A 19,103-nucleotide genomic window follows, 5' to 3' on the forward strand; every position below is an offset into this window, starting at 1 on the left:
AGACTTCATCGGGCTGGGATGAGACGCGGGAGGCGTTTGCGGGATGACGAGTACCACGGCCGACACGCCCAGATCCTCCTCGCTGGAACGCGATGCCCATCGCCTCAACACGCGATATCGTGTCGATGGCCACCAGGTCAGGCCCAGCGACATCGCGGTGGGCGTGATCATCGGCCGCTCCAGCGAGTTCTTCGATTTCTTCGTCTATGCCATCGCCTCGGTGCTGGTCTTCCCGTCGCTGCTGTTTCCCTACGTGGACCGGTTGACCGGGACGTTATATGCATTCGCGATCTTTGCATTGGCCTTCATTGCCAGGCCGATCGGCGCGATGGTCTTCCTGTGGATCGACGAACGGCACGGGCGCGGCGTGAAGCTGACGATCGCGATATTCCTGCTCGGGCTGTCCACCGCTGCCATGGCATTCGTGCCAAGCTTCGAGCAGGCGGGCCAGACGGCGGCGTGGTTGCTCGCCCTGTTCCGGCTTGGCCAGGGCTTCGCGCAAGGCGGCACCTGGGATGGCCTACCCGCGCTTCTCAATCTGAATGCGCCGGAAAAGCACCGGGGGTGGTATGCGATGGTTCCGCAACTGGGTGCGCCGGTCGGCCTGATCGTGGCGGCAGGGGTGTTTGCCTACCTGTTGATCACGCTGGAAGAGGCCGATTTTCTCAGCTGGGGTTGGCGATATCCCTTCTTCGTCGCCTTCGTGATAAACGTGGTGGCCCTTTTCGCGCGGCTCCGGCTGATCTCCACGCCTGAGTTCCGCAAGCTCTACGAAAGCCGGGAGCTTCAGCCCTCGCCGATCCGGGACTTGTTCGGTGATGAGTGGCGCACCATCGTGCTGGGCGCCTTCGCGCCACTAGCCAGCTTCGCGCTGTTCCACCTTGTTACTGTCTTCCCGCTCTCATGGGTGACCCTGACCGGACAGGACAGCCCGATCCGCTTCCTGGTGATCGAAATCGTCGGCGGTCTGGTGGGCCTTGGGGCGGTGATTCTGTCAGGCCTAATCGCCGATCGGATCGGACGACGCCGCCTGCTCGGCTGGTCGGCGATAGGCATCGCCATCTTCGCCTGTGCCGGACCGCTGATCCTGGACATAGGCCCGGGGGGAGAATGGGCCTATATGATCGTGGGCTTCATCCTGCTGGGTCTCTCCTTCGGACAATCCTCCGGCGTGGTGAACGGCAGCTTCTCGGCCAAGCATCGCTATACCGGCGCGGGCACCACGGCGACGGCATCGTGGTTCATCGGCGCGGCCTTTGCCCCGCTCGCCGCGCTGTTCCTCGCCAGCCGCTTCGGCCCCCTGGCGGTTGGCGGCTACCTGCTATCGGGCGCGGCGTGCACCCTGCTCGCGCTCTATCTTAACCGCGAATGGGGCCGGAAAAGCGCCTGATCGTCAGACCGACAATATCACTCCCATTCGATTGTGCCCGGCGGCTTACTGGTATAGTCGTAGACCACCCGGTTGATGCCTTTAACCTCGTTGATGATACGCGTGGATACGCGGCTGAGGAAGGACGCATCGAACGGGTAAATGTCTGCCGTCATCCCGTCGGTCGAGGTGACGGCGCGCAGCGCGCAGACATTGTCGTAAGTGCGGCCATCGCCCATGACGCCCACGGTCTTGACGGGCAGCAGCACCGCGAAGGCCTGCCAGATCGCGTCGTAGAGCCCGGCATTGCGGATTTCCTCAAGGTAGATCGAATCGGCCTTGCGCAGGATATCGCAGCGTTCCCGCGTGACTTCGCCCGGGATGCGGATCGCCAGACCGGGCCCAGGGAAGGGATGACGGCCGACGAAAATCTCCGGCAGCCCCAACTCGCGGCCCAGTTCGCGCACTTCGTCCTTGAACAATTCGCGCAGCGGCTCGACCAGCTTCATGTTCATCCGCTCGGGCAAGCCACCGACATTGTGGTGGCTCTTGATCGTCACCGAAGGGCCCCCGGTGAAGGAGACGGATTCGATCACGTCAGGATAGAGCGTGCCCTGCGCCAGGAACTCGGCCCCGCCGATCTTCTTCGCTTCATCCTCGAACACATCGATGAAGGTCTTGCCGATGAACTTGCGCTTGGCCTCCGGATCGGTGACGCCTTCCAGACCCTTGAGGAACAGTGTCGAAGCGTCGACGTGAACCAGCGGAATATTATAGTGCCCGCGAAACAGGCTGACCACCTGCTCGGCCTCACCCTGGCGCAGGATGCCGCCATCCACGAACACGCAGGTCAGTTGCTCGCCGATCGCTTCATGGATCAGCAGAGCAGCCACGGCGGAATCGACGCCGCCGGAAAGACCGCAGATCACCCGGCCTGACCCGACCTGCTGGCGGATTTCCTCGATCTTGGTCTTGCGAAACTCCGCCATGGTCCAGTCGCCGGACATGCCGCAAACGTGACGCACGAAGTTCTTCAGCAGCTTGCCGCCGTCGGGCGTGTGGACCACCTCGGGGTGGAACTGCATGGCGTAGATACGACGCACATCGTCCGCGATCACGGCGTAGGGCGCACCGGGGCTGGCTGCGACGGGGCGGAAGCCGGGTGCCAGCGCGGTCACCTTGTCACCATGGCTCATCCACACCTGATGGCGCTCGCCCGTTTGCCAAAGGCCATCGAACAGCGCGCACGTATCGTCGATCTCAATGAAGGCGCGGCCGAACTCGCCGCTGTCCCCCGCCAGGACCTCGCCACCCAGCTGATGCATCAACGCCTGCTGGCCATAGCAGATGCCCAACATGGGGCGGCCGCTGTCGAGGATCACCTCAGGAATGCGCGGCCCGTCCTTGTCCAGCACCGACGCCGGCGAGCCCGAGAGGATGACGCCGACCGGATCGAGCCGCGCGAAAGCCTCCGCCGCGGCAGAGAACGGTGCGATCTCCGAATAGACGCCCGCCTCGCGCACCCGGCGCGCGATCAGCTGGGTCACCTGGCTGCCAAAATCTACGATGAGGATGGAATCCGAAGGCTGAATGCTCATGCCTGCCGGTTAGTGCGGCCGTACTCGTGAGTCTAGAGTGGCAGGCGATCCGCTTGCTTCTAAAGACGCGGTAGGGAAGTACACCACCGCCCACACCAAATGAACGATGCAGCTACGCGCAACCGCGATTGGCATCGAAAATCGGCCCGAGCGCGCCATCGACAAGACAAACGGCGCAAGTGACTGAAGCTTGCGTTTCTTGCAAGCAAGATTGTTGCTTTCGCAGTTGCGGAAATTACCAACCCAACTATGTTGCAACTGCGAAGGGAATGACGCCCATAAGGACGGCTCCCGGATCAAACAGGAGGAAAGTGCCATGACCATCGTACATCGTACGGTCGGTTTTGCCGCGGCCTTGGGCGTCAGCGCCCTTGCGTTCGCTCTCACCCTCGCCTGAGGGCTTTGAGCCACGGTAAACCGAAGAGGCGGCCCCGCAACGGGCCGCCTTTTTCTTTGCCCTCAGCCAGCCAGCGTCCTGATTAGATCGTAGAGGTAGTCCCGAGCGGTGTAGAGCGCTTTGATCTCCACCCGCTCGTTCAGGCCGTGAGTGCCGTTACCGTCGGGATCGGTCCAGACGCTGGGCACGCCATACGTGGGGATACCCACGGCGGAGAGATAGACGCCGTCCGTCGCGCCGGTGGAAATCGAAGGCACGACGGGTGCGCCCGGGAAGTGCTTGGCCGCCAAGGTTTCGATCGGCTTCACGATCCCGGGATCTAGCGGCGGCGACTTGGCGATCGGCTTGCCCTTTACCGTCTGAACGATCGCGATCTTGGGATTGCCGATCGCCTGCGCCAGCGCGGCCTGCGTCTCGTCCGAAGTCCGCCCTGGGAACATGCGGCAATTGACGTTCGCGGTCGCCCGCTGGGGTAGCGCGTTCAGGGCATGGCCGGCCTGCTCCAGCGTCGCGACGCAAGTGGTGCGCAGCATGGAATGGAGCGTCTTGTCCTTGTCGACGATCGCCAGCGCAGCCTTATCGGCCGGGTTGGCCGCAAGGGCCTGCATCGCCGCCCCCACCTCGCCGCCGCGCAGCTTGCCGGACTTCACGAAGAACGTGCGCGTCACCTCATTGAACTCGACCGGGAATTCATAGGCCTGCACCTTCAGCAGCGCCGCCGCCATGTCGTAGATCGCGTTGTCTGGCACCGGCTGCGAGCTATGGCCGCCCGGATTCGTGGCCGTCAAAGTGAAGTCCTGATACGCTTTTTCGCCCACCTGCAGCGTCTGCACCACCACTTTGCCACCCTGTGAAATGGGCTTGCCATCGGTGCGACCACCACCGCCTTCGTTCAGGGCATAGGCGGCATCGATCAGGTCGCGCTTGTTCTTGGCGAGGTACTCGGCGCCGTTGAAAGCGCCGCTGGTCTCCTCCCCGCAAGTCAGCGCCAGCTTGATCGTGCGCTTGGGCTTGTACCCGTCCTTGGCGAAGCGGGCCAGCGTATCCACCCAGATCGAGGCCTGTGCCTTGTCGTCCACCGCGCCGCGGGCGTAATAGTAGCCGTTCTCTTCGATCAGCTTGAACGGATCGCGTTCCCAATCCTCACGCTTGGCCTCAACCACGTCGATGTGGGCGAGCAGCAGGATCGGCTTCTGCTTGGTCGTACCTGGATAGATTGCGACCAGACCGCCGTCCTTGGGATGCTCGGGCGTGGCATAGGGGATCAACTGGTCGTCCTTCAGGCCCGCCGCCTTCAACCGCGCCGCCATCTTCGCCGCTGCCTCGGTGCAGCTGCCCTGGCTAAGCGTGGTGTTGGTTTCGATCAGTTCCTTGTAAAGGCCGAAGAACTGCTGCTGGTCGGGTTGGGACTGCGCCGCTGCCAGCGTGGGCGCGACCATTGCAGTTGCAAGACATGCGGCGAGGACGGATTTCATCTGCGAGGGCCCCTTGTTCGTCTGCGCACACACTGACGCGGTTATGGCATGACGCCAAGCCCTCATCGCTTCCGCCCCGTCCGGCTTAGAACGGCCGACTGGCAGGACTGGGGATACCCCGGCCCATTTCGCTTTAGTTTCCGCCCCGTCGACCCTATATAATCGCTATGGCAAGCATCCCTGAAAACGCCGTTCCCGGCAACACCAAGAACACCAACGCTTATGGAGCGGACTCGATCAAGGTCCTCAAGGGGCTGGACGCGGTGCGCAAGCGGCCGGGCATGTACATCGGCGATACCGACGATGGCTCTGGCCTGCATCACATGGTGTTCGAAGTTTCCGACAACGCCATCGACGAGGCGCTGGCGGGTCATTGCGATTTGGTGCTGATCGAATTGAATCCGGACAATTCCGTTTCGGTGACGGACAATGGCCGCGGCATTCCCACCGGCATCCATGCCGAGGAAGGCGTTTCCGCCGCCGAAGTCATCATGACCCAGCTGCATGCGGGCGGCAAGTTCGAGAATACCAGCGACGACAACGCCTACAAGGTTTCCGGCGGCCTGCACGGCGTCGGCGTTTCCGTGGTGAACGCGCTGTCCGAGTGGCTGGAGCTGACCATCTGGCGCGACGGGCAGGAGCACTGGATGCGCTTCGAACATGGCGATGCCGTCAGCCCGCTGAAGATCCTGGGGCCTGCGCCGGAAGGCGCCAAGGGTACCAAGGTCACCTTCCAGGCCTCTACCGATACCTTCAAGAACGTCACCGAGTATGACTTCGACAAGCTGGAGCATCGCTACCGCGAACTGGCGTTCCTGAACTCGGGCGTGCGCATTCTGCTGCGCGACAAGCGCCATGAAGAGCCGTTGGAGCATGACTTGTACTACGAAGGCGGGATCGCCGCCTTTGTGAAATACCTCGATCGCAACAAGCAGGCGCTGATGCCCGAGCCGATCGCCATTTCGGCGGACAAGGACGGCATTGGGATCGAAGTCTCGCTGGAATGGAACGATTCCTACTACGAGAACGTCCTAACCTTCACCAACAACATCCCCCAGCGGGACGGCGGCACCCACCTCGCGGCCTTCCGCGCCGCGCTGACTCGGACGCTCAACAACTATGCCGAGCGATCGGGCTTGCTGAAGAAGGAAAAGGTTCAGCTTTCGGGCGAAGACATGCGCGAGGGGTTGACCGCCATCGTCTCGGTCAAGCTGCCGGACCCCAAGTTCTCGTCGCAGACCAAGGACAAGCTGGTCAGCTCCGAAGTCCGCCAGCCGCTGGAAGCGCTGATGGGTGACAAGATGAGCGAATGGCTGGAAGAAAATCCTGCCACCGCCAAGTCGATCATCATGAAGGTGATTGACGCCGCCGCCGCGCGCGAAGCCGCCAAGCGTGCGCGCGAACTCACCCGCCGCAAGGGCGCGATGGACATCGCCAGCCTGCCCGGCAAGCTGGCCGATTGCCAGGAACGCGATCCTTCGAAGTGCGAGCTGTTCCTGGTCGAGGGTGATTCCGCCGGTGGCTCCGCCAAGTCCGGCCGTGATCGCAAGATTCAGGCGATCCTGCCGCTCAAGGGCAAGATCCTGAATGTGGAGCGGGCGCGGTTTGACCGCATCATCTCTTCGAAGGAAGTGGGCACGCTGATCCAGGCGATGGGCACCGGCATCCGCGACGATTTCAACCTGGAAAAGCTGCGTTACCACAAAATCATCATCATGACCGACGCCGACGTGGACGGCGCGCATATCCGCACGCTGCTGCTGACGTTCTTCCACCGCCAGATGCCGGAGATCATCAAGGCCGGGCATCTCTTCATCGCGCAGCCGCCGCTCTACAAGGTGAGCAAGGGCCGCTCGGAAGTGTACCTGAAGGACGATCGCCAGCTTGACCGCTATCTCGTCGATGCGGGGCTCCAGGGGCGCATCCTGGAAACCGCCGGCGGCGCGCGCGGCGGCGCGGAACTGCGCGAGCTGATCGAGCACGCCATGGCGATGCGCAACATCATGGGCTACGTGCCGCGCAAGTATGACGCCGGGATCATCGAGGCGCTGGCGCTGGCCGGCGCGCTGGCTCCCGATCTATCCGATGCCCAAAAGGTGGCGGCGCTCACCGCCTCCTCAGAATGGCTGGAGCGCGGTGATCCGGAAGGGCGTTGGACGGCGCAACGCGGTGAGGAAGGCTCGTACATCGTACGCCGCCTATGGCGCGGCGTGACCGATCACCACATCGTGGAGGCAAGCTTCCTGGCCAGTGCCGAAGCGCGCAAACTGGCCAAGACCGCGGCCGAGCAGGCCTCTGTCTACGCGCTGCCGGCGCGCCTGACACGCGCTACGGCAGCTGTTGAAACTGCTGAGCCTGCACCGTCCGAAAGTGGTGATGCAGATGCAGTTGAGCCCGCCTCCACGCGTCCGGCTGCCAGCGACGGTATCATCACCCGCCCGACACAATTGCTGGACGCTGTTCTGGCAGGCGGCCGAAAGGGCTTGTCGATCGCGCGGTACAAGGGCCTGGGCGAAATGAACGCCGAGCAATTATGGGAAACCACGCTCGATCCGGACAACCGTATCCTGCTGCAGGTCAAGGTCGAGGATGCCGACGTGACCGACGAGATTTTCACTCGACTGATGGGAGATATCGTCGAGCCGCGTCGCGAATTCATCCAGGAAAACGCCCTCAACGTCGCCAATCTGGACGTGTGACGTGAAAGCGCCCGACGCCGCCGCGTTCGAGGCGCTGGCCCTGGCCGCTTTCTCACGTATCCCCGAACCGTTCGCCGGGCATCTGGCGGGCATTCGTGTGACGGTGGCGGAATTCGCCGATGCCGAGACGCTGGCGGCTGTCGGCCTGGACGATCCGTGGGAGCTTTCCGGGGTCTATCATGGTCGCTCGATGGACAAGGAATCGATCTGGAATTCGGGCGAGATGCCTCCGGTGATCACCCTGTTCCGCCAGCCTTTGCTGGCCGAATGGTGCGAGACCGGCGTGGCGCTGGATGATCTGGTCTCACACGTGGTGGTGCATGAAGTGGGGCATCATTTCGGCCTGTCCGATGAGCAAATGCATGCGCTGGAGGCGGGGGCCTAGCGCGGCCCTTCGCGGTGTGAATGCCGCGTCTCGACCTCATCCGAAAGGGCGCGAAGCCCACTGGCAAGCCCGTTACTCGGCAGTCCGCCCGCCGCTATTGCCCTGCCACGCAGGAACGCCATTGGCGCGTCACATCCTTGTCCGATATGGCAACGCCATGATTCCCCACGCCAAGTTCGCCGCCCCTCTCCTCCTCGCCTCACTGCTGGCCGCCTGCGCCACGCCGCAAACGCAGTCAGCGCCGTCGCGCACTGCAAGCGCCGCGCCTGTCGAGATCGGCATCATCGCCCTCAACGACTTCCACGGCGCATTGGAGCCGCCCAAGCAGTCGGTAAACATGACCGCTGCTGACGGCACGAAGTTTCGCGTGCCGGCCGGCGGTGCCTCCTGGCTGGCCTCGGCAGTGGATACGATCAAGGCGCGGCATTCGAACAGCGTGGTGGTGGCCGCTGGAGACTTGACCAGCGCCTCGCAGTTGGCATCCTCGCTCTATCTCGACGAGCCGGCGGTGGGCGTGATGAACCGTATTGGCCTGGAGTTCAACGCGGTGGGCAATCACGAATTCGATCGCGGGTCCGCCGAATTGTTGCGCCTGCAAAACGGCGGTTGCGGCAAGAACACCCGCCGCCAGCCTTGCCGCCTCGAACCGTTTCCGGGTGCGAGCTACAAGTACTTGTCCGCCAGTACCATCAAGGACGATGGCTCTACGCTGTTTCCCGGCACCGGCCTCAAGACGTTCGACACCCCCGCAGGCAAGATCACGGTGGGCTTCATCGGCCTGTCGCTGCGCACCGTGCCCGCCCTCGTCTCGCCAGACATGCTGAAGGGTCTGCGCTTCGCGGACGAAGCGGACACGATCAATACGCTGGTGCCGCAATTGCGCGCGCAAGGTGCGAACGCGGTGGTGGTGCTGATCCACCAGGGCGGCAAGACCAGCGACTTTGGTGACGTGAACGGGTGCAAGGACTTTACGGGCGATATCAACCCGATCCTCGATCGCCTGAAGCCGGGCGTCGATGTCGTGGTATCCGGCCACACGCACTGGGATTACGTCTGCGAGCGCGCAGCGGGCGATCCCGCCAAGCCGGTCCTGCTGACCAGCGCCGGGGTCTATGGCGAGATGGTGACGGATATCACCCTGACTTTCGATCCCGCCACTCACGGCCTCACCGCCAAGCGCGCGCGCAATGTGGTGGTGCAGTCAGAGCCGTATCAGTCGTCCACCGGGTGGGTGGATAACACCGATCTGGCCCCGCGCTTTGCGCCCAAGCCCGAGGTACAGGCCTTCGTGAAGCGCTATGTCGACGATGTGGCGAAGGAGACCGCGCGGGTCATCGGCCACTTGTCCGGCCCGGCGCTCAAGAGCGAGAGCGCGGACGGCTGGAAGGGCGGCCCGCTGGGCTATCTCATCGCCGATAGCCAGCTTGCCGCCACCCGCAAACTGGGCGCGCAGATGGCGTTCACCAATCCCTTCGGCGTGCGCACCGGCCTGACCCCGGCGGCGGATGGCACCGTGACGTTCGGCCAACTCTACGCAGTGCAGCCATTCAACAACGACCTTGTGGTTCAGACGATGACCGGAGCGCAGATACGCGCGATGATCGAGGAAGGGCTGGACGACAAGGACGTGAAGCAGGCGATCTCCCCCAGCGCGAACCTGCGCTATAGCTACGACATGCGCCGCCCGTCCGGCCAGCGTGTGATCTCGCTGATGCTGGATGGTAAGCCGCTGAGCCCCTTGGCCAAGTATCGCGTTGCGACCAACAGCTTCCTGTCGGAAGGCGGGGACTTCTATTCGACGTTCACAAAAGCCACCGACAAGGTCCGCAGCGGAATAGACATCGATGCCATGGAGGCCTGGCTGAGCGCGGTGCCCGTGCGGCAAGTGCCCGATGACAAGCGCGCGGTCGACGTGACCCGTTAATCCCAGTCGGCCGTCCGGCGCTTCGAGCGGGGGTGCAGATTAGCCAAACAGCCAGCCGCCGAGCAGGCGGTGGAATGGGAAGGTAAAGAACCCCGCCGTCAGCAACGCCCCGATCACCAGCCCGCGCACGATGCGGCGATGGCGATCGTGGTTGTGCTGCCGGGCGCTCAACACCAGCAGCGGCAGCATGACCAGCACCAGCACCGATAGCGCGTGGATCGGGCTGAAATGCCCCGGCGTGGTGAAGCGCAAGGTGAAGCTGACCAAGGCGGTGATCGTCAACGCGGATACCCAGATGTAGCCCAGCTGACGATGCCGCCGTGTGCCGCGCCGCTTCCATAGGATCGCCGGGGTCAACACCAGTGTCAGGATCATGGTGGCAAGGTGCAGCCACAAGGTCCACGGCAGTTGCGCCCAGTGGCCGAAGCCGCGCCCCAGCGCCGCCAGAACGAACACCAGCAGCACCAGCGAAAGCACGCCCAGCACCTTGTCTGCGCGTTCAGGATTGAGCGGCACCACCTCATGCCGCACTGACTTGGGACGGGCGATCAGCGCCATCAGAAACCGGCTCCTTCAGGCCAGCCGGGCGCGGCCAGACCCATCACCTTGAACAAGTCGCCCATCTGATCCGTGCCTGTCAGCCGGTCTTTGGCAACGGCGATCGCATCGGCTTGCTGGGGCGACGCCTGGGCCAGACTGGCCGCCCGGGCATCGATACCTAGCGCGTCAAGCCAATGGCCTTGCCCCACCGTGCCCAGCCATCGACAATCGCGCGATTGCGCGACATTGGCGAGCGTGGCGAAATCGACATGGGCGGTGATGTCGGCCTCTCCGGGATGGGCCAGCGCCTCTACCTTCCGGTGCGCGCGCATCGCCTGCAAGGTAGAGCCGGTGCGAGGAATGTCGGACCCGTAATCGATGAACAGCGCCGCGCCGCCTTGCATCGCCAAACGTCCCGCCACTTCATAGACTACCGCCGCTGCGGCCGGGCATGTCTCGATCAGCGTTCCGGGCTCCGCATCGCGCAAGTCCGCCGGGATCGCCGCGTCCATCGGCCGATCACCGGCAATGCCCACGAACGCATCGTCCTGCACCGCCACCATCCGCTCGCGCCAGCCCTGGGCGGTCTTCACCAGTTGCCGAATGGGCAGCGCGTCGAGAAACTCGTTCGCCACCAGCAGGATCGGTCCGATGATGGGAATAGTGGAGACATCGTCATGCCACCGCGCATCCGGCACCGCCGCCAGTTGCAGGGATTTCAGCTCTGGTGATCCTTCCACGAAATGCACCGTGGGTTCCAGGCCGAAACGCTTGGCGGCGCGCAAGGCATCGCGCGCTAGAGTTCCCCGGCCCGGCCCCAGCTCGATGTAATGCACTGGCTGGGGGCTACCGGCGCGTAGCCACATATCTGCCAGCCACAGGCCCACCAGCTCGCCGAACATCTGGCTGATTTCTGGCGCGGTGACGAAGTCGCCCGCATCGCCCAGCGGATCGCGCGCGGCGTAATAGCGGGCGTTGGACTCGCCCATGAAATACTGGACGCTGATCGGCCCGGTGTTGGCGATCAATCGCTTGAAGATCGCCGAGAGCGGTTCGCGCTCCTCTTCGCCGCTCACGCCGGGAGCGGCCGTCCGCTGGCGAGCGGCCGCCTGGCGAGCGCGCGGGCGATCAGGATCAGGCCCAGCGCCATCATCGGGATTGTCAGCCACTGGCCCATGGAAAGGCCGGTGCGCATCGCGAAGCTCTGCAATTGCTGATCCGGCTCACGAAAAAATTCGACGCAGAAGCGGGCGATGGCGATGCCGGTGACAAAGATGCCCGTCAGCAGGCCCGGACGATAGCGGGCGCGGGTTCTCCAGAAGACCAGCAGCATGATCACGATCATCAGCGCGCCTTCCAGCGCCGCCTCATACAACTGGCTGGGGTGGCGCGGCAGCGGACCGCCATCGGGAAACACCATCGCCCAGCGCACGTCGGGACCGGCGATGCGGCCCCACAACTCTCCGTTTACGAAATTCGCCAGCCGACCGAACATCATGCCGAACGGAACGCAAACCGAGACATAGTCCGTCACCCGGATAAAGCTCAGGCCGCCGCGCCAGGCCACCCAGGCCATCGCCACGGTGGTGCCGATCAGGCCGCCGTGGAAGCTCATCCCGCCATGCCATAGCGCGAAAAGCTCCTTGGGATGGAGCCACAAGCTGGGAATGCCGGTGCTGCCGCCGGTATAGAATGTGGCGTATCCCAGCCGTCCGCCCAGGATGATGCCGATCGTGCAATAGAAGAACAGGTCGTCCGCATGGCGCTGCGCCATCGGTGCGCCGGGCGCCTTGATCATGCGCGTCAGGTGCCAGTAACCCAGCACTATGCCCGCCAGGTAGGCCAGCGAGTAATAGCGCAGCGTGAAGAAGCCGAGGTTGATGCCGTTCTTCAGCCCCAGATCGACCCAGTAGATCGGCTCGGAAGCGATGGCGGCGGCGGAAAGGATCAGCAAGCGGTCGGCCTCTCGATAATGCTCGGCCGGCCTTCTGGCATAGTGCTTTGACGGAAGGAAGGCGGCCTGTGGAAAGGCAGGGCCCAAAAGTCCGGCCTCCGCCAGACCATTCACGTGCCCTTCCACCTTTCCCTGCGCCCCGCCAGTCTCTAGATACGGTGGTATGCATGTCATCCGCATTCCATCGCCGCGCGCGGTGATCGACCGCCGGGGCCTCACCACGCAGATCGCTGCGCTGGTGGAGGAGCATGGGCCGAAAATGGCGCGCAAGGAAATCCTGCCGCTGCTGCAGGAAGCGCTGGCCCAAGGGCGCGAGGAAATCGCCCGCCGCTTGGTGGTGAAATCCAGCGCCGGACATGAAGTGGCCGAGGCGCAGGCCTTCCTCATCGATCAGATCCTGCGCATCGTCCACGATCACGTCGTCACTCACGTCTATCCGGCGAGCAATCGCTCAAAGGGTGAGCGGCTGACGATCGCGGCGGTCGGTGGTTATGGTCGCGGCGAGATGGCCCCGCATTCGGACGTGGACATCGCCTTTCTCACACCGATCCGCGCCACCGCCTGGTGCGAGCAGGTGATCGAGGCGATGCTGTATTTCCTGTGGGATCTTGGCCTCAAGATCGGGCAATCGAGCCGCTCGGTCGACGAGATGGTGCGGATGTGCAAGTCGGACCTGACGATCCGCACCGCCATGCTGGAAGCCCGTTACGTCTGGGGTGATCAGGACCTGTTCGAAGAAGCCGGCCAGCGGTTCTGGAAGGACGTGGTCAGCGGAACCGAGCGTCAGTTCGTGGTCGAAAAGCTGGCCGAGCGCGAGGCGCGGCACAAGCGCATGGGCGATAGCCGCTATGTGGTGGAGCCCAACGTGAAGGAGGGCAAGGGCGGCCTGCGCGATCTGCACACGCTCTATTGGATCGGCAAGTACATCCACAAGGTCCGCTCCACTGCGGAACTGGTCGACGTAGGCCTGCTGACCCAGCGCGAATATCGCGCGTTCCGCCGGGCCGAGACCTTCTTCTGGGCGGTGCGGTGCCATCTCCACGCGATCACGCGGCGCACGGAAGACCGGCTGACGTTCGATCTGCAGCGCGAAGTTGCGGCGCGGATGAACTATTCCGATCGCCCCGGCAAAAGCGCGGTCGAGCGGTTCATGCAGTATTTCTTCCTGCAGGCCAAAGTGGTGGGCAATTTGACCGGCGTGTTCCTGGCGCAGCTGGACGAGCAGTTCGCCCAGCGCCCGGTGCGCGGGCTGCTGGCCAATTTCCGCGCCCGCCCGCGCATGCTGAAAGGCTATCAGGTCTTTGGCGGAAGGCTGCGCGCCCCGTCCGACAAATGGTTTGCCGAAGACCCGCTGCGGCTGCTGGATATCTTCGTCATCGCGGACCGCGAAGGGCTGGAAATCCATCCCGAAACACTGCGCCAGATCAGCCACGACGCCGGGCTGATCCGTGACGATCTGCGCGATGATCCACGCGCCAATGCTTTGTTCCTGGAATTGTTGACCAGCCGCCGCGATCCGGAAAAAGCCCTGCGCGCCTTCAACGAGGCGGGCGTGTTCGGGCGCTTCGTCACTGAGTTCGGCCGCGTCAACGCGCAGATGCAGTTCGATATGTACCACCACTACACGGTGGACGAACACACGATCCGCGCCATCGGCCTGCTCGCCAAGATCGAGCGGGGCGAATTGCGCGACGATCACCCGCTGGCGCACGATATCATCACCAAGGTCCGCTCTCGCCGGGTGCTTTACGTCGCGGTGATGCTGCACGATATCGCCAAGGGGCGCGGCGGCGATCACTCGGTCCTGGGCGCGGAAATCGCGGAGCGGCTGTGCCCCCGGCTGGGTCTGGACGAGGAAGAGACCGAGCTGGTCGCCTGGCTGGTGCGCCAGCACCTGATCATGAGCGCCACCGCCTTCAAGCGTGACTTGTCTGACGGCAAGACCATCGGCGATTTCGTGGCGCAGGTGCAGTCGATCGATCGCCTGCGCCAGCTGACGCTGCTGACCGTGGTAGATATCCGCGCGGTCGGCCCCGGCACCTGGAACAGCTGGAAACGCCAGCTGATCGGCGAGCTTTACGGCGCAGCGGATGACCGGCTGCGGCTGGGCCACGCGCAATACGGCCGCGAGAAACGCATCGTCGCCAAGCGGGCGGCGGTGGAGACGCTGCTGGGCCAGGGCAATCCGCTGATCGAGGAGATCGGCAAGCAATTCGGCGATGCCTACTGGATCGCCGAGGCGGACGACGTGATCGCCAAGAACCTGGCGCAGTTCGCCGCCTCTGGAGAGGAGCCGCTCTCGATCCAGACCGAGTTCTACCCTGCGCGCGGAGCCACGCTCGTCACCGTGATCGCCGCCGATCACCCCGGCTTGTTCTACCGCATCGCTGGGGGAATCCACCTGGCGGGCGGCAACATCATCGACGCCCGCATCCACACCACCCGCACCGGCCGCGCGGTCGACAATTTCCTGGTGCAGGACCCGTTGGAGCGCCCATTCCGCGAAGAAGCCCAGCTGGAACGCCTGCGCACCTCCATCGAGAACGCGCTGGCGAACCGCGTGCAACTGCTGCCCCAGCTGCACGCCCGCCCTGATGCCCGGCCCCGTGCCGATGCGTTCGACGTGCGGCCGCGCGTGCTGGTAGACAACAAGGCGTCAAACCGCTTCACCGTGATCGAAGTGAACGCGCGCGATCGGCCTGCCCTGCTGAACCGCTTGGCCTATACCCTGTTCGACGCGCGGCTGATGGTCCACTCCGCTCACATCGCCACTTATGGCGAACGTGCGGCGGATACGTTCTATGTCACGGACCTGCTGGGCGGAAAGCTGGAAGCGGCGAACCGGATCAAGGCGCTGGAAACCCAGCTTCTGGAGGCCGCGAGCGAGGTGGCGAGCGCGGCGGTAGCGGCCTGATTGCGAGGGAGCGGGATTGGGGGTGGCGCAGATTTTTGCTTGCACTCCGCCCATCCGCCGCCATCTGTGTTGCACCGCAATATCCGCAAGGCGTGGCTCGGCATGACGAAACCTATCGAAGCGGCCAGGCAGGCGTCCTCCATCGCCCTCGTGCTTCAGGGCGGCGGGGCGCTGGGAGCCTATCAGGCGGGCGTTTACCAAGCGCTGCTGGGCGAAGACATTCAGCCGGACTGGGTGGCGGGAATCTCGATCGGTGCGATCAATGCGGCGATCATTGCCGGTAATCCGCCAGGCCAGCGCCTGCAGCGGTTGCGCGATTTCTGGTACGGCATCTCTCGCGAATTGCGATACCGGCTCAGCCAGCCGCTCAATTTCGCGCGGCGGATGTTCAACGAGGGCTCTGCCGGATACGCCGCCACATTCGGCTTGCCCGGCTTCTTCACGCCGCGCTTCCCGCCCCTGCCGATCGAATGGCCGGCAGAGATCGGCCAGCTAAGCTTCTATGACACGACGCCGCTGCGCCAGACGCTGCTGGACCTTGTGGACTTCGATCTGCTCAACAACGGCCCAATCCGCTTCAGCGTGGGCGCGGTCAACGTGATGAACGGAAACTTCGCGTATTTCGACAATCGCGAGCAGACCATCGGCCCCGAACATATCATGGCCTCAGGTGCGCTGCCTCCCGGCTTTCCGCCCGTGCAGATCGGCGACGAATGGTTTTGGGATGGCGGCCTGGTTTCCAACACGCCGCTGCAATATGTCCTCGATCATCGCGCGCAGGACGACATGACGGTGTTTCAGGTCGATCTGTTCAGCTCTCGCGGTCACGTGCCCCGCACCATGGCGGACGTGCTGCAGCGGGAAAAGGACATCCGCTTTTCCAGCCGCACCCGGCTGAACGTCAATCAGTCGAAACAGGTCGAAGCGCTGCGTGCCGCCGCACGTCGCCTCGCCAAGCGATTGCCTTCGGAATTGCGCCAGGACCCCGACCTGCTGGCGCTGCTCAAGGAAGAGCGGGAGGGCAACGTGACGGTGATGCACCTCATCAACCGCTGCACAAGCTACGAAAGCGCGTCGAAGGACTACGAGTTTTCGCGCCAGACGGTGGTCGAGCACTGGAACGACGGGTTCGAGGACGCGCACTATTCGCTTGCCCATCCGGACTGGATCGGCCGCACTCGGGCGGAAGACGCCATCACCACCTTCGATCTTGCGACTGACCGCCCGCGCGATGCCGCTTCGCAACGAACCAATCAGAAACCTGCGCCTGAAACAGTGAGGAATTCGTGATGAAACTGAAGGACAAGGCCTGCATCGTCACAGGTGCCGCCAGCGGCATAGGCAACGCCATCGCCAAACGCTTCGCTTCCGAAGGCGGCAAGGTCGCGATCGCAGACCTCAACGCCGAAGCCTCGCAAAAGGCAGCGGATGAGATCAAGGCGAAGTACGGCGTTGATGCGCTGGGCATCGCCATGGATGTGACGAGCGAAGACCAGGTGAACGCGGGCGTCGCGCAGGTGGTCGAGGCCTGGGGCGGCGTGGACGTGCTGGTCAGCAACGCCGGCATCCAGATCGTCAACCCGGTCGAGAATTTCGCTTATGCCGACTGGAAGAAGATGCTGGCGATCCACTTGGACGGTGCGTTCCTCACTTCTAAGGCCTGCCTGCCGCATATGTATGCCAAGGGCGCGGGCACGGTGCTGCTGATGGGTTCGGTCCACTCCAAGGAAGCGAGCCCGCTGAAAAGCGCCTATGTCACCGCCAAGCACGGCCTGCTGGGTCTTGCGCGCGTGATCGCCAAGGAAGGCGGCAAGAAAGGCGTGCGAGCCAACGTGATCTGCCCCGGCTTCGTGCGCACGCCACTGGTGGACAAGCAGATCCCCGAGCAGGCGAAGGAGCTGGGCATCTCCGAGGACGAAGTGGTCAAGCGCGTGATGCTGGGCCAGACGGTCGACGGCGAATTCACCACAGTGGACGATATCGCGGAAGTCGCGCTGTTTTTTGCAGGCTTCGAAACCAATGCGCTGAACGGCCAGTCCCTTGTGGCAAGCCACGGCTGGTTCATGGAGTAGGACCGCTTTCGCCAATCCTCCTGCTCGACAGCAACGGGCGGGAGGCCTTAGGGCGGTCGGCATGTCCCGCCTGATCCTGTTCAACAAACCCTATGGTGTTCTCAGCCAGTTCACCGACCGCGGGACCGAAACCGCACGAGCGACGCTGTCAGACTATGTGACGGTGCCGGGCGTCTATCCCGCCGGCCGGCTCGATCGGGACAGCGAAGGGCTGTTGCTGCTGACGGACGATGGGCGCCTGCAGGCCCGGATCGCCGATCCCAAGTTTAAGTTGCCTAAAAGCTATTGGGTGCAAGTGGAAGGCGAGCCAACGCAAGATGCGCTGCAGGCCCTGCGCCGAGGGGTGCGGTTGAACGACGGCCTCACCCGCCCGGCCGGGGCTGAGCTCATCCCCATACCCCATTTGTGGCCCCGCGATCCGCCCGTCAGGTTCCGCAAGTCAGTGCCGGATAGCTGGATCGAACTCACCATCCGCGAAGGCCGCAATCGTCAGGTACGCAGAATGACTGCGGCGGTCGGCCTTCCGACATTGCGCCTGGTCAGGGCACGGATTGGCGATTGGACGCTGGGAGGCTTGCAGCCTGGAGAGTGGCGGGAAATCGCTGTCTAGGAGCATGTCGGTTTTTGCACCACCCGCGATATGAACGGGGTAGGCGTACTTCGTAGCACCGTCCCCCGTAAAACCTCATCCCGCCGCGCGCAGACGCTCTGCGGCTCGCTCCTGCCCGATCAGGGGCAGCAGGGCGGCCATGTCCGGGCCATGATCCAGGCCCGTCAGCGCTTGCCGCAAGGGCAGGAACAGCGCTTTGCCCTTGCGCCCGGTTTCCGCCTTGAGCGCTCTTGTCAGCGCGTGCCAGGGATCATCCCCCCAAGTATCAGGCAATAGCTCGGCAGCGCGCGTGAGGTAGGCGCGATCCTCTTCCGACACTTGCGGCGGTGCCACCGGCCCTGTGACCACGCGCCACCAATCCGCCACTTCATGCACATGTGTCAGGTTCGGCCGCACCGTAACCCAGGCGGCTTCGTCCATTCCGGTAGGCAAGCGGTCGGCCACCGCATCGAATGGCAGCGCATGGACGACAGAGGCATTCACCCGCTCGAGTTCCGCTTCATCGAACCGCGCGGGCGCGCGTCCGAAATGCGCCAGGTCGAACGCTGCCGCCAAGCCCTCCGCATCCAGCGACGCATCCACCGGGTCGCTTGTACCCAGCCGTGCCAGTAGCGCCCGCAAAGCGGCTGGCTCGATGCCGATCTCGCGGAAATGCGCGATGCCTAGCGAGCCCAGGCGCTTCGAAAGCTTGCCCTCCGCCCCGGTCAGCAGCGCCTCATGCGCAAAGCGCGGCAGCGGCGCACCCAGCGCCTGGAACATCTGCACTTGCGTGGCGGTGTTTGACACGTGATCCTCCCCGCGCAGCACGTCCGTGACGCCCATCGCGATATCGTCGATCACGGAGGGCAGCATGTAGAGCCAGGAATTGTCCGCACGGCGCACCACCGGGTCGGACATCATCGCCGGATCGAAGCGCTGAGGGCCGCGAATGCCGTCATCCCAAGTGATCGGCGTCTCGCGATCCAGCAGGAACCGCCAGTGCGGCGCGTCACCACTGGCGATGCGGCGCATCCGCTCCAGCTCCGGGATATCGAGAGCAGCGCGATCGTAGACCGGGGGCAGGCCACGACCCAGCAGCACCTTGCGCTTCAGGTCCAGCTCTTGCGGCGTTTCCCAGCATGGGTAGACCCGGCCCGCATCGGCCAACCGCGCGAAAGCCTCTTCGT

The 19,103-nt window shown here is 64.0% G+C and carries 14 protein-coding genes; 8 read left to right on the plus strand and 6 right to left on the minus strand.

The genetic code is table 11. The features are described from left to right. The first annotated feature begins 43 nt into the window (after nt 1-43). Nucleotides 44-1,390, plus strand: coding sequence for an MFS transporter (locus ACHWRX_RS05350; protein ID WP_394658367.1), 1,347 nt, complete (start codon nt 44-46; stop codon nt 1,388-1,390). 17 nt (nt 1,391-1,407) lie between these two features. Here ACHWRX_RS05350 and guaA read toward each other — a convergent pair whose 3' ends face one another. Together guaA and ACHWRX_RS05360 are read right to left on the minus strand one after the other, a co-directional pair. After that, nucleotides 1,408-2,967, minus strand: a complete 1,560-nt coding sequence (gene guaA / locus ACHWRX_RS05355) for a glutamine-hydrolyzing GMP synthase (RefSeq protein WP_394658368.1) — start codon at nt 2,965-2,967, stop codon at nt 1,408-1,410. Nucleotides 2,968-3,426: 459 nt separating this feature from the next. Continuing rightward, nucleotides 3,427-4,839 carry a M20/M25/M40 family metallo-hydrolase gene (locus ACHWRX_RS05360; protein WP_394658369.1) on the minus strand — a complete coding sequence of 471 codons (1,413 nt, stop codon included), beginning with the start codon at nt 4,837-4,839 and terminating at the stop codon, nt 3,427-3,429. Between the two features lie 167 nt (nt 4,840-5,006). Here ACHWRX_RS05360 and gyrB point away from each other — a divergent pair, with 167 nt between their 5' ends. The 3 genes from gyrB to ACHWRX_RS05375 all read left to right on the plus strand — a co-directional run bounded on the left by gyrB (nt 5,007) and on the right by ACHWRX_RS05375 (nt 9,847). After that, entirely contained in the window at nt 5,007-7,538 is a 2,532-nt protein-coding gene (gyrB, locus tag ACHWRX_RS05365; RefSeq protein ID WP_394658370.1) for a DNA topoisomerase (ATP-hydrolyzing) subunit B, read from the plus strand. A gap of 1 nt (nt 7,539) precedes the next feature. Then, nucleotides 7,540-7,923 (plus strand): metallopeptidase family protein, encoded by a 384-nt coding sequence (locus ACHWRX_RS05370; RefSeq protein WP_288417636.1) that lies wholly within the window; start codon nt 7,540-7,542, stop codon nt 7,921-7,923. Nucleotides 7,924-8,044: 121 nt separating this feature from the next. Next, entirely contained in the window at nt 8,045-9,847 is a 1,803-nt protein-coding gene (locus tag ACHWRX_RS05375) for a bifunctional metallophosphatase/5'-nucleotidase (RefSeq protein WP_394658371.1), read from the plus strand. A 39-nt stretch (nt 9,848-9,886) separates the two neighbouring features. Here the strand turns inward: ACHWRX_RS05375 and ACHWRX_RS05380 are convergent, their stop codons facing one another. Genes ACHWRX_RS05380 through lgt form a run of 3 tightly spaced genes read right to left on the minus strand, consistent with a single transcriptional unit; the run spans nt 9,887 to nt 12,341 of the window. Further along, complete coding sequence (locus ACHWRX_RS05380) at nt 9,887-10,405, minus strand: DUF2306 domain-containing protein (RefSeq protein ID WP_394658372.1); 519 nt, start codon at nt 10,403-10,405, stop codon at nt 9,887-9,889. Next, complete coding sequence (locus ACHWRX_RS05385; RefSeq protein ID WP_394658373.1) at nt 10,405-11,463, minus strand: class I SAM-dependent methyltransferase; 1,059 nt, start codon at nt 11,461-11,463, stop codon at nt 10,405-10,407. Before ACHWRX_RS05385 ends, ACHWRX_RS05380 begins: the two co-directional genes overlap by 1 nt. Then, a complete protein-coding gene (gene lgt / locus ACHWRX_RS05390; protein WP_394658374.1) occupies nt 11,460-12,341 on the minus strand; it encodes a prolipoprotein diacylglyceryl transferase in 882 nt (293 codons plus the stop codon). Before lgt ends, ACHWRX_RS05385 begins: the two co-directional genes overlap by 4 nt. Nucleotides 12,342-12,504: 163 nt before the next feature. Between lgt and ACHWRX_RS05395 the strand changes: the two genes are divergently transcribed. The 4 genes from ACHWRX_RS05395 (at nt 12,505) to ACHWRX_RS05410 (ending at nt 17,937) form a co-directional block, all read left to right on the plus strand. Further along, a complete protein-coding gene (locus tag ACHWRX_RS05395) occupies nt 12,505-15,255 on the plus strand; it encodes a [protein-PII] uridylyltransferase (RefSeq protein ID WP_394658375.1) in 2,751 nt (916 codons plus the stop codon). A 102-nt stretch (nt 15,256-15,357) separates the two neighbouring features. Beyond that, nucleotides 15,358-16,545, plus strand: coding sequence for a patatin-like phospholipase family protein (locus ACHWRX_RS05400; protein WP_394658376.1), 1,188 nt, complete (start codon nt 15,358-15,360; stop codon nt 16,543-16,545). Further along, the gene (locus ACHWRX_RS05405; RefSeq protein WP_394658377.1) at nt 16,545-17,327 is read left to right on the plus strand and encodes a 3-hydroxybutyrate dehydrogenase; all 783 of its coding nucleotides are present in this window, start codon (nt 16,545-16,547) and stop codon (nt 17,325-17,327) included. Before ACHWRX_RS05400 ends, ACHWRX_RS05405 begins: the two co-directional genes overlap by 1 nt. 61 nt (nt 17,328-17,388) lie before the next feature. Then, nucleotides 17,389-17,937, plus strand: coding sequence for a pseudouridine synthase (locus ACHWRX_RS05410; RefSeq protein ID WP_183616160.1), 549 nt, complete (start codon nt 17,389-17,391; stop codon nt 17,935-17,937). Nucleotides 17,938-18,012: 75 nt separating this feature from the next. Here ACHWRX_RS05410 and ACHWRX_RS05415 read toward each other — a convergent pair. Next, on the minus strand, nt 18,013-19,103 hold a 1,091-nt coding region (locus ACHWRX_RS05415), incomplete at its 5' end, for a glutamate--tRNA ligase (protein WP_394658378.1).

Source organism: uncultured Novosphingobium sp. (assembly GCF_964277725.1).
GTDB classification, from domain to species: Bacteria; Pseudomonadota; Alphaproteobacteria; order Sphingomonadales; family Sphingomonadaceae; genus Novosphingobium; species Novosphingobium fluoreni.